This is a genomic window from Immundisolibacter sp. (genome assembly GCF_050250495.1).
GTDB lineage: Bacteria > Pseudomonadota > Gammaproteobacteria > Immundisolibacterales > Immundisolibacteraceae > Immundisolibacter.
This window is the reverse complement of record NZ_JBFWOM010000004.1, coordinates 1-11,405: the sequence shown is the minus strand read 5'-3', so window position 1 is coordinate 11,405 and position 11,405 is coordinate 1. Positions and strand designations below refer to the sequence as shown.

The 11,405-nt window shown below is 69.2% G+C and carries 10 protein-coding genes; 6 read left to right on the top strand and 4 right to left on the bottom strand.

Annotated elements, in window-relative coordinates; translation table 11 throughout:
* Position 1: 1 nt before the first annotated feature.
* Both AB7F93_RS04405 and AB7F93_RS04400 read right to left on the bottom strand, forming a co-directional pair.
* On the bottom strand, positions 2 to 1,027 hold the full coding sequence (locus AB7F93_RS04405) for an efflux RND transporter periplasmic adaptor subunit (RefSeq protein ID WP_428301673.1): 1,026 nt from the start codon (positions 1,025 to 1,027) through the stop codon (positions 2 to 4).
* A 104-nt stretch (positions 1,028 to 1,131) separates the two neighbouring features.
* Entirely contained in the window at positions 1,132 to 1,824 is a 693-nt protein-coding gene (locus tag AB7F93_RS04400; RefSeq protein WP_428301672.1) for a queuosine precursor transporter, read from the bottom strand.
* Positions 1,825 to 1,996: 172 nt separating this feature from the next.
* Here AB7F93_RS04400 and AB7F93_RS04395 point away from each other — a divergent pair, with 172 nt between their 5' ends.
* The 4 genes from AB7F93_RS04395 (at position 1,997) to AB7F93_RS04380 (ending at position 6,764) form a co-directional block, all read left to right on the top strand.
* Complete coding sequence (locus AB7F93_RS04395) at positions 1,997 to 3,778, top strand: lysophospholipid acyltransferase family protein (RefSeq protein WP_428301671.1); 1,782 nt, start codon at positions 1,997 to 1,999, stop codon at positions 3,776 to 3,778.
* A 358-nt stretch (positions 3,779 to 4,136) separates the two neighbouring features.
* Positions 4,137 to 4,730 carry a transcriptional repressor LexA gene (gene lexA, locus AB7F93_RS04390; protein ID WP_428301670.1) on the top strand — a complete coding sequence of 198 codons (594 nt, stop codon included), beginning with the start codon at positions 4,137 to 4,139 and terminating at the stop codon, positions 4,728 to 4,730.
* Positions 4,727 to 5,404, top strand: a complete 678-nt coding sequence (gene imuA / locus AB7F93_RS04385; RefSeq protein ID WP_428301669.1) for a translesion DNA synthesis-associated protein ImuA — start codon at positions 4,727 to 4,729, stop codon at positions 5,402 to 5,404. The genes lexA and imuA overlap by 4 nt, the downstream gene beginning before the upstream one ends.
* Positions 5,343 to 6,764, top strand: a complete 1,422-nt coding sequence (locus AB7F93_RS04380) for a Y-family DNA polymerase (RefSeq protein WP_428301668.1) — start codon at positions 5,343 to 5,345, stop codon at positions 6,762 to 6,764. Before imuA ends, AB7F93_RS04380 begins: the two co-directional genes overlap by 62 nt.
* Positions 6,765 to 6,767: 3 nt before the next feature.
* On the opposite strand, the gene egtD is transcribed toward AB7F93_RS04380, so the two are convergent.
* Complete coding sequence (egtD, locus tag AB7F93_RS04375) at positions 6,768 to 7,733, bottom strand: L-histidine N(alpha)-methyltransferase (RefSeq protein WP_428301667.1); 966 nt, start codon at positions 7,731 to 7,733, stop codon at positions 6,768 to 6,770.
* The gene (gene egtB, locus AB7F93_RS04370) at positions 7,730 to 8,944 is read right to left on the bottom strand and encodes an ergothioneine biosynthesis protein EgtB (protein ID WP_428301666.1); all 1,215 of its coding nucleotides are present in this window, start codon (positions 8,942 to 8,944) and stop codon (positions 7,730 to 7,732) included. Before egtB ends, egtD begins: the two co-directional genes overlap by 4 nt.
* A gap of 363 nt (positions 8,945 to 9,307) precedes the next feature.
* Between egtB and AB7F93_RS04365 the strand changes: the two genes are divergently transcribed.
* Complete coding sequence (locus AB7F93_RS04365; RefSeq protein WP_428301665.1) at positions 9,308 to 10,666, top strand: aromatic ring-hydroxylating oxygenase subunit alpha; 1,359 nt, start codon at positions 9,308 to 9,310, stop codon at positions 10,664 to 10,666.
* 38 nt (positions 10,667 to 10,704) lie between these two features.
* The coding region (locus tag AB7F93_RS04360; RefSeq protein ID WP_428301664.1) for an aromatic ring-hydroxylating oxygenase subunit alpha at positions 10,705 to 11,405 on the top strand (701 nt) is incomplete at its 3' end.

Genomic DNA, 11,405 nt, shown 5'->3' with positions numbered 1-11,405 from the left:
GTCAGGGCAGCGTGACGGGCTGGCCGTCGCGCAGGTCGTGCACGCCGGCCGTGATCACCCACTCGCCGGGCGCAAGGCCGCTCGCGATGCTGGCCTGGTCGCCCTGCAGCGGGCCGAGCGTGATGGGTTTCAGCCGCGCCGCGCGCTCGGCATCCATCACCCATACGGCTGCGGAGCCGTCGTCGCGCTTGAGCACGGCGCTGGCCGGGATGGCCAGCAGTGGCGCCGGCGTGTCGAAGCTGACGCTGGCGCTGCTGCCAAGTGCCGGCGGCGTGTCCAAAACCGGCAGCGTGGCGCGCACGCGCACCGTGCGGCTCGCGTCCTCGGCCTGTGGCGCCACCTCGCGCACGCGTGCCGTGAGGGCATGCTCGGGCTGCGTCCACAGCGTCACCTGCACGGTGTCCGGCAGGGCGGCGCGCTGCGCTTCCGGCACGTCGAACACGGCGTCGATTTCGCCCGCCTGCGCCAGCGTGAAGGCGGCCTCCCCGGCGCTGACGACCTGGCCGGCCTCCACTGTGCGCGCCGTGATCACGCCGGCCGCGGGCGCCATCAACGCCGCGTAGCCGAGCTCGCGCCGGGCGAGCGCGAGCTGCGCCGACAGGGCCTTGGCCTGCGCGGCACTGGCCTCGCTGCGATAACGGGCGCGGTCAAGCTCCGCCTGGCTGACGAACCCCTTGGGCCGAAGGTCGGTCGCCCGGCGCAGCGCGGTCGCGGCGTCGGCGCGCTCGGCCTCGCTCGCCGCAAGGCGGGATGCAAGATCCCGCTCACGCAGGCGAAGGTCGCTGTCGTCAAGGCGCGCGAGCACGGCGCCGGCGGCCACCGCATCGCCCACGTCCACCAGCCGCGCGCTGATGCGCCCGCCGACCTCGAATGCGAGCGCCGCGTCGTGGCGCGGCTCGATGCGCGCGGCGTAGCGTTGATCCGTAACCTGACCGCCCGCCGGCACCTGTACGGCGCGCACCGGGCGCGGCGGTGCGGATTCGGTCTGCGGTTTCGAACAGGCGGCCAGCAGCACAACGGCGGCCATCGCAACGACGTACCGGCTCGCAGAAAAACAGGTACGTAATGGCATGTCCGCCCGCGCTCCTCCCTGAAGGCGCGGCAGGGTAGCACGCCGCCCGGGGGCGCCAGCTAGACCCGGAGCGTGAACGGATTGAAGTCCGTCTGGTCGTCGAAATAGTCTTCCTGCTCGGCGCGCTTGAGGGCGTTCACCACCCGGTACGTCACCGGCGTGGCGGCGATTTCCCAGCCCACCTTGATGCAGTAATTCGCGCCCATCACGGCCAGCAGGAGCGGCGTGTCCCACACGCCGTAGAACGCCAGCGGGTAGAACACCAGCGTGTCGGCCGCCTCGCCGACCATGGTCGAGCCGATGGTGCGCGTCCACAGATACCTGCCGCGCGTGAGCACCTTCATGCGCGCCAGCGTGAAGGAGTTGACGAACTCACCGCACCAGTAGCCGACCAGCGAAGCGAGCGCGATGCGCCAGGTGGACCCGAACGCGGCCTCGATGACGGCCTGGCCGGTCCAGCCGTCGGCCGCCGGCAGGTGCACCACCACGGCGCTCATCACCGCCGCGAAGGCGAGCGCCCCGAACCCCGCCCACACCACACGCCTTGAGCGCGCGTACCCGTACACCTCGGTCAGGATGTCGCCGAACAGGTAACTGAGCGGAAAGAACAGGTTGCCGGCGCTGAACGCGAAGCCGCCGACCTGCGTGACCTTGCTCACGCCGATCAGGTTGGCGCACAGCAGCACGCACACGAAGGCCGCCATCACCAGATCGAAGTAGCGGTAATTGCGCCGCGGTGCAGGGGCGGTCATCGAGCGGTCTCGGGTGTCGGCAGGGGCGGTGCGCGCCGGATGCTAGCACGCAGCGTGCCGGCTTCCGTTGCTGTCGCGGTTCGGTCACGCGGCGGTCACCAACGGGTCATCGCTGGTGCGGAACATGCCCGGCGCTTTCGCTCCGAAAGCGCCATCCGGGTGTCTGCCGACGATGACTCAATCGGCCCTGCAACTGCCGCGTCCAGCCGGCGTGGCCGGCGTGATCGCCACACCACTGCTCGCTACGGCCGAACGTCTGAGCGGCCTCAAACGCCTCGATGCGCTTTACCGCCGCGCGCGTGAACAGGTCGGCGAGGGTGATTTCCTCGATACCGCGCTCGCCACGCTCGGGGTCGAGGCCAGCGTTGATGCCCAGCATCTGGCGCAAGTGCCGGACCAGGGGCCGCTGGTGATCGTGGCGAACCACCCGTTCGGCGGGGTGGAGGGTATGGCGCTCGCTCAGGTGCTGCGCCGGCGCCGGCCGGATTTGCGCATCCTGGCAAACCACCTGCTGGGTCGCATCCCGGAACTGGACCCGCTCATGATTCACGTCGACCCGTTCGGCGGCGCGGCCGCGGCGCGGCGCAATCGCCAGCCGCTGCGCCAGGCCCTGGCGTGGCTCGACACGGGTGGCGCGCTGCTGGTGTTTCCGGCCGGCGCCGTGTCGCACTGGCATCTGACCCAGCGCGCAGTGACCGATCCACCCTGGCAGCCCGCCGCGGCGTGGCTCGCCCGCCGCAGTCAGGCGACCGTGCTGCCGGTGTTCATTGGCGGCCGCAACAGCACGCTGTTCCAGCTCGCCGGGTTGGTCTCGGCGCAGCTGCGCACGGCGCTGCTGGTCCGCGAGCTGCTGAACAGTCACCGCCGTCCGCTGCACGTGGAATTCGGCCGCCCGATCGTCGCCGACGCGCTCGGCAGCCTGGGTGATGACGCCGCGTGCACGGCCTTTCTGCGCCTCAAGGTCTACGCGCTGGCGCGGCGGCAGGCCGAGCCAGCGCGGCGGCGCATCAGGGCTCGACGTGTCCAGACCGTCGTCGCCGGGCTTCCCGCCCAGCAGCTGGCGGCCGAGGTGGCAGGTCTGCCGTCTGAAAGCCGCCTGCTTGTTCACGGTGACTTCGCGGTTTACCTGGCAACGGCCGAGCAGATTCCGCATCTGCTGCAGGAAATCGGCCGCCTGCGGGAGCTGACGTTCCGAGCGGCGGGCGAGGGCACCGGCAAGGCGACGGACATTGACCGCTACGACGCGCACTACCTGCACCTGTGGCTGTGGGATCAGCGGCGGCAGCGCGTGGTGGGCGCCTACCGGCTGGCGCCGATCGACCGCGTGCTGGCGACGCATGGGCCGCGCGGGCTGTATATCGCGAGCCTGTTCCGTTTCCAGCGCGGCGTGCTGGGGTCGCTCGGCGCGGCGCTGGAGCTCGGCCGGTCGTTCGTGGCGGCCGACTATCAGCGCGATTTCCAGCCGCTGCTGCTGCTGTGGCAGGGCATCGGGCGCTATCTCATTGCCAATCCGCACTACACGCGGCTGCTGGGGCCGGTCAGCGTGGCGCGCAGTTATTGCGATGCCTCGCGCAGCGTCATGGCGCAGTACCTGGGGCGCGATGGGGCGGATTCGCCATTCGGCGGCGCGGTGCGCGGCAATTTCCGCCCACGGCCGAAGGGTGTCCTGCCGGCTTCCATCGGTGAGCGCCTGCTGCGCGACATGGACGCGGTAGCCAGCCTGGTGTCGGCCATCGAGGACGACGGCAAGAGCCTGCCGGTGTTGTTACGTCACTACCTCAAGCTGAACGGCGAGGTGCTGGCCTGGAACGTGGACCGCGATTTCGGCGACGTGCTGGATGCCCTGCTGCTGGTGGACCTGCGTCGCACCGACCCGCGGCTGTTGCGCCGCTACATGGGCGCAGACGGCGCGGCGGCCTTCCTGGCACTGCACGCGCCTGCCGCGGCGGCGTAAGACGCCCGCCCCTGCGATAGGCCGGTCCGGACGCTGCCTGCCGCGGTGCTGGCACGGCGGCCGAGCTTGGCACCGCATGATCCCTGCGTCCGTTGAACTCGCCGCAGTGCGAGGCTGATCTCATCCCTTGGCCGCAGTCCCCTGCACTCCTTGTCGGGGCGGCGGGTTGCTGCTGCCATTCGATCATTGCGCGGGTCAAAGCAGGTTCAAGCCTAGTGCCGATGTCCGACGCCTTCGCCGAACTGCCCTGAAACAGTCAAAGAACTGGACTTGCGGCCAAGGGTCCGCAGCGCGCTTGTGGAAAAATTCATTAGCGTTATCTAATATCCGAAGCGCGCACGGGAATGGAGATAAAGACATGAAATTGACCACACGGCAGCAGCAGGTGTTCGACTACATCTCCACCTCGGTGGCGGACGCCGGCATGCCGCCGACGCGGGTGGAGATCGCCCGCCAGTTCGGGTTTCGCTCCATCAACGCCGCCGAGCAGCACCTGCGCGCGCTGGCCCGCAAGGGCGCCATCGATCTCATGGCTGGCACCTCGCGTGGCATCCGCTTGAAACGCGCCACCGGTTTGCCGGTGGTGGGCCAGGTGGCGGCGGGCAGCCCGTTGCTCGCCGAGGAGCACCTGCAGGGCAGTCAGCCGGTCAGCGGTGCGCTGTTCAAGCCCAAGGCCGACTATCTGCTGCGCGTGAGCGGCCTCAGCATGCGCGATGCCGGCATTCTCGACGGCGACCTGCTGGCCGTGCACGCCACGCCCAAGGCCAACAACGGCGATCTGGTGGTGGCGCGCATCGACGGCGAGGTCACGGTCAAGCGCTTTCAGCGCAAGGGCGGCAAGGTGACGCTGCTGGCGGCAAACCCCGATTTCGCGCCGATCGAGGTCGACACCCGCAAGCAGGATTTCGTGATCGAAGGCCTCGGCGTTGGCGTGATCCGCGCCATCGGGTGAGTGCCGCGCCGGGCGATGGCCTGGCCGCGCTGCTGGCCGACCCACGCCTGTGGCGCGGCAGTGCCGGGCGCCTGGCGCAGGACTGCATCGCGAGCGGTCATCCGCAGCTCGACGCGGCACTCGGCGGCGGCTGGCCGCGCGGCGTGGTGTGCGAGCTCGGCCTGGCCGACACCGGCTGCGGGGAACTGGCGTTGTTACTGCCAGTGCTGCGGCAACTGAAGGGGACGATCGCGTTGATCGCCCCGCCGCACGTGCCGTATCCCCCCGCGTTCGCCGCCGGGGGTGTTGCACTGGCCGATCTGCTGGTCGTCGACCCGCCCGACGCCGCCCAGGCATTGTGGGCCGCCGAGCAGACGCTGCGCAGTGGCGCGTGTGCGGCGGTGCTGCTGTGGCTGCCGTGCATAGCCACGCGCGCGGTACGGCGGCTGCAACTGGCGGCGCAGGCGGGCGGCGCCTTCATGGCGCTGCTGCTGCCGCAGGCCGGCAGCCCGGCGCAGTCGCCGGCGGCGCTGCGTTTACAGATCACGCCCGCGCCGCAGGGCGTGGCTGTCAGCGTGCGCAAGCGACGCGGCGGCCGGCCCGGCGCAACTGTCATCCTGGAGTGCCCCACCGATGCTGTGGCTGGCCCTGGTAGTGCCGAATCTGCCACTGGAGGCGCTGCCGTCCGCGGCTGAGGGTCCGCGCGCCGTGGTGGGCGGCGCGCGCGGCGATGTGCTGCACGCCGTCAACGCGCCGGCCGCCGAGGCCGGCGTGCGGCCCGGCTTGCGCGCCCAGGCGGCGCAGGCGCTGTGCCCTGACATTGAACTTGTCGCCCGTTCGCCCGCGGCCGAGGCGGCGGCGCGCGACGCGCTGCTGGTCTGGGCCGGGCAGTTCACATCCCACGCCGCAGCGCTTGCCGACGACTGCCTGGTGCTCGAAATCGGCGCCAGCCGGCGTCTGTTCGGCGGCCTCGACGCGCTGCTCGACCGGCTGCGGCGTGAGCTTGCGGCGTTCGGCCACACGGTGAATCTGGCCTGCGCGCCGACGCCGGGCGCGGCCGCGCTGCTGGCGCGGCATCGGCCGGGTGCGCAGGTGCTCACGCTAGACGCGCTGCCGGCGGCGCTGGGCCCGCTGCCGCTGCGCTGGCTGGACGTCGACGCGCGACTCATCGAGCGCCTGCACGGGCTTGGCCTTCGCAGCATCGGCGACTGCCGGCGCTTGCCGCGGGCGGGTTTGGGCCGACGGTTGGGGCCGGCGCTGCTGGCGGCGCTCGACCGCTTGTTGGGTCTTGTCCCCCAGCCGATCGCGCCGTTTTGTGCCCCGCCCACCTTTGTGCGCACGCTGGATCTGCCGGCACCCGCGGACTGCGCCGCGCAGTTGCTGCCTGCGGTGGCGCGGCTGCTGCTTGAACTGCGCGGTTTTCTGCACGCCCGGCAGCGCTGGGTGCAGGCACTGACGCTTGAATTGGCCTTCGCCGACGCGCCAGCGGTGGCCTTGCCGCTGCGCCTGACCGAGCCCGCCCGTGGCGTTGCCGTGCTGCAGGCGCTGCTCGCGGAGCGTCTCGCGCAGACCGCGTTGCCCGCGGCGGTCGAGCGGCTGACGCTGTCCACCGACGTGCTGGTCGAGGCCCGCGCGGGCGGGCAGGATCTGTTCGATGCCCAGGTTGGCGAGCCGCTGCCACAGTTGCTGGACCGCCTGCGCGCGCGGCTCGGTGACGCGGCCGTTACCGGCATGAGCGCCACCGCCGATCACCGCCCGGAGCGCGCCTGGCGCCGCTGCGCGGTTGGCGAGGGCGAGGCCGCGACGCCCATGGCCGGCCGCCCGGCGTGGCTGCTGCGCGCGCCGCAGCGCCTGCGGGTGGTGGCCGGTCGGCCGTGTCTCGACGGGCGGCTCACGCTGCTCAGCGGCCCCGAGCGCATCGAGGGTGGCTGGTGGGACAGCGCCGACGTGGCGCGCGATTACTACGTTGCGGCGCAGCGCAGCGGCCGGCGGCTGTGGATTTATCAGGAGCGCCGGCCGGGCGGCGGCTGGTACCTGCACGGCCTGTTTGGTTGAGGCTCAGCGCCTTCGCAAGTACAGCACGCCGAACAGCGTGTCGACGTCCGTCCACAGCTGCTGCGGCTCGAAGCCGGCCTGCACGGCCAGATGGCGGAACTCGTCCGGCCGGTACTTGTACGAATTCTCGGTGTGGATGGTCTCGCCGGCCGCGAAGCCGAAACGCTGCCCGGCGATCTCGACGCGCTGCTCGCGGGTGCTTTCAAGGTGCATTTCGATGCGGCCGGCGGCTTCGTTGTAGAAGGCCCGATGGGCGAACGCGTCGAGGTCGAAATCGGCCCCCAGCTCGCGGTTGCAGCGCGCCAGCAAGTTCAGGTTGAAGGCCGCCGTCACGCCGGCCGCGTCGTTGTAGGCGGCGTTCAGGATGGCCGGGTCTTTCTTGAGATCGACCCCGATCAGGAAGCCGTCGTCCGTCGCCAGTTGCTGGGCGACGTTCTTCAGGAACCGCAGCGCCTCCAGCGGCGCGAAGTTGCCGATGCTGGAGCCCGGAAAGAACGCGAGTCGCCTTTGGCCGCCGCGCGCCACCGCGGGCAGGCGCAGCGGGCGGGTGTAGTCGGCGCACACCGCCATCAGGTGCAGGGCAGGGTAGTCCTGCACCAGCGTGTGGCAGGCGCCCAGCATGTGCTCGCGGGAGATGTCGATCGGCATGTACAGCGCCGGCGCGAGGGCATCCAGCAATAGCCGCGTCTTGCGGCTGCTGCCGCTGCCGTACTCGACCAGCACGCCGCCGCGGCCGGCGAGATCCGCGATGTCGCCCGCCGCTGCCGTGAGGATGCCAAGCTCGGTGCGCGTCGGGTAGTACTCGGGCGTGTCGCAGATGGCGTCGAACAGTGCCGAGCCGGCCTCGTCGTAGAAGAACTTGCACGGCAGCGTCTTGCGGGCGCGGCCGAGGCCGTCCAGCACGGCGGCGAGAAAATCATCCTGTGGCGGCGCCAGATCGTGCAGGCGCAGTTTGGCGAGCGTATTCATGCGTCATCCGCCAGTCGAAGGCCGGCGCACGCCCAGCGCGCATCCGGCGGAAAAAAGTTGCGATAGGTGGCGCGCGCGTGTCCTCTCGGCGTCAGGCACGATCCGCCGCGCAGCACCATTTGTCCGGACATGAACTTGCCGTTGTACTCGCCGACCGCGCCTGCCGCAGGGCGGTAGCGCGGGTAGGGCAGGTAGGCACTGGCGGTCCATTCCCAGACGTCTCCGAACAGTTGCCTCAATCCCGCGCCAGTCGGCGGCGCTGTCGGTTCGACCGGTGCGCCGTCCAGAAAGTTGCCGATGGCCGGGTCCGCGCCAGCCCGCACCGCCGCGGCTTCCCACTCGAACTCGGTCGGCAGCCGGCGGCCGGCGAAGCGGGCGAAGGCGTCGGCCTCGTAGAAGCTGAGGTGGCTCACCGGTGTGGCGGGATCGAGCGGCCGCAGGCCGCCGAGCGTAAACACCTGCCAGACATCGCCGTCCGCATGCCAGTACAGCGGCGCCTGCCAGCCCTGCGCCTGTACGGTGGCCCAGCCGTCGGACAGCCACAGTTCCGGCGTGCGGTAGCCGCCGGCCTGGACGAACTTGAGGTACTCCCCGCAGGTCACCAATCGGTCGGCGAGGCGGTAGGGATCCAGCAGTACCCGGTGGCGCGGGGACTCGTTGTCGAAGGCGAAGCCCTCACCATCATGGCCGATCGCGACCACGCCCCCGGCCTGGCGCAAAAACTCGGCCGGGTCGCTCGCCGCGGCCGGATGGGCGACAAGGTCGTCGCGGTAGGCGGGGAACAGCGGGTTGCAGTGAAGGTTGTACTTCACGTCCATCAGCAGCAGTTCCTGGTGCTGCTGTTCGTGGTGCAGGCCAAGCTCGATGAGTGGCAACACGTTCGCGAGAACAGCGGGCGGCGCTTCATCCAGCAACGCCAGCAGGTGCCGATCGACGTGGGCGCGGTAGGCCAGCACCTCGGCCGTGGTGGGCCGCGACAGCAGTCCGCGTCGGGCGCGCGCGTGAAACGTGCCGATCTGGTTGTAGTAGGAGTTGAACAGAAAGCCGAAGCGCGGATCGAAAACACGGTAGCCCGGCGCTTGCGGCGCCAGCACGAAGGTCTCGAAGAACCACGCCGTGTGCGCCAGATGCCATTTCGGCGGGCTCACATCGGGCATGGCCTGAATCACCATGTCCTCGGCCGTGAGGGGCGCCACCAGCTGCGTGCTCAAGGTGCGGACCGATCGGTATCGGTCGGCTGCGCTGCAGTTTGAACCCGGCGCCATGCCGGTGCGTTCGCGAGCGACGCTCGCCATGGGTCATCCCCCTCGTGGTGTGGCTGCGCGGTCGTCGTTGACGGCAGGCTTAAGTACCCTGAAAGGCCTGGCCGGCGCAAATCGCACGCCCCGCCGGGACGGGTGCCGACATGGCGGCAGCGGCCATGCGCGGTTAGACTAAGCGGCCGTTTAAGACGATGTCCCGGCATGGATGCCGAGGTTGGCCGATGGCGCCTTGTGGTCGTCGACCTCCTGTCCGCAGCGCTGGATCCGGTGCTGTCTGGTGCCAGTGCCTTTCATGCAAGGGGATGAACGACGATGAAGCCGAACGACCTGACGACGCCCGACATTGACCGGCTGGTCGTTGACCGGGTCGCGGACACGGGCGAGTTTCTGGTGCACCGCGACGTGTTCCGTGACCCCGCGGTGTTCGAGCTGGAGATGAAATACATCTTCGAGCGCAACTGGATTTTCGTAGGTCTTGAGAGCCAGGCCCCGAACCCGAACGACTACTACACGACGTGGATTGGCCGCCAGCCGATCATCGTGGCGCGCGACAAGGCGGGCAAGCTCGGCGCGTTCGTGAACTCGTGCGCGCACAAGGGTGCGCGCATCGCCCACCACCGGTCCGGCAACACCAAGCAGTGGGTGTGCTCGTACCACGGCTGGGCCTACGACACCGCCGGCCAGTGCATCTACATCAAGGACCAGGACGCCGGCTGCTACGCCGAGCCGTTCAACCGGCTTGATCACAACCTGAAGACCATCAAATTCGGCCAGTACCGGGGGTTCCTGTTCGCGAGCCTGTCGGACGACGTGCCGACGCTGGACGAGCATCTCGGCGAGGCGAAGAAGCTGCTGGATCTGGTGTGGGACCAGGGCCCGGACGGCGTCGAGGCCATCCCGGGCGTGTCTACCTACACCTACGACGCCAACTGGAAGATGCAGATCGAGAACTGCATCGATGGTTACCACCTGACGTCCTGCCACCCGAGCTTCATGAACATCGTCAGCCGTCGCAAGGCCGGCGAGAGCGGTAACAAGCAGGTGAAGTCGATCGACTTTGCCGCCATGGCGGCGGTGAAGGGCGGCGGCTACACCTTCCCACGCGGGCACGCGGTCGGCATCTTCGACAATCCGGCGCCCGAGGAGCGCGGTCTGCACCAGCACCACGACGAACTGGTTGCCCGCGTTGGCGCGAACAAGGCGAAGTGGATGTACGGGGGCCGCAACCTCACCATCTATCCCAACGTGCAGTTCGCCGAGAACGCGTCGTTGCAGATGCGCGTGATCCGGCCATTGTCGGTGGACAAGACCGAGATGACCATCTATTGCCTCGGCGCCAAGGGCGAGAGCGACGCGGCGCGGGAAATCCGCATCCGCCAGTACGAGGACTTCTTCAACACCTCGGGCATGGCGACGCCGGATGACACCATCGCCTACGAGGATTGCCAGATCGGTTACCGCGCGCTCGCGCTCGACGCCATGCAGGGCTACTACCGCGGCGTGACCAACGTGGTGAACGGCGCCGACGAACGGGCGGCCGAGATCGGTTTCACGCCGGCCACCAGTTCCACCGGGCCGTTCGCCATGCAGGACGAGACGGTCATGTTCGGCGGCTACCGGGCGTGGAAGCAGTTCATCAAGGACGGGCTCAAGGCCGAAGGCCGGGGCTGAGTCATCAACAAGGATTGCGGACGAGCAGGAGCCAGCACATGAAAGCGGAAGAGTTGAAGTTCAGTGACATCGACCGGCTGATCGTCGACAACATCGACCAGGGCGAATTCTGGGTGCACCGGGACCTGTACCGCGACCCGGCGGTGTTCGAGCTGGAGATGAAATACATCTTCGAGCGCAACTGGGTGTTCGTGGGTCTGGAGAGCCAGGCCCCGAACCCGAACGACTACTACACCACCTGGATTGGCCGCCAGCCGATCATCGTGGCGCGCGACAAGGCGGGCAAGCTGTCGGCCTTCGTCAACTCCTGCGCGCACAAGGGCGCGCGCATTGCCCACCACCGGTCCGGCAACACCAAGCAGTGGGTGTGCTCGTACCACGGCTGGGCGTTCGACACGGCCGGTCAGTGCATCTACATCAAGGACCAGGACGCCGGCTGCTACGCCGAGCCGTTCAACCGGCTGGATCACAACCTGAAGACCATCAAATTCGGCCAGTACCGGGGTTTCCTGTTCGCGAGCCTGTCGGACGACGTGCCGACGCTGGACGAGCATCTGGGCGAGGCGAAGAAGCTGCTGGATCTGGTGTGGGACCAGGGGCCGGACGGTGTTGAGGCCATCCCGGGCGTGTCGACCTACACCTACGACGCCAACTGGAAGATGCAGGTCGAGAACTGCATCGATGCCTATCACCTGACGTCCTGCCACCCGAGCTTCATGAACATCGTCAGCCGCCGCAA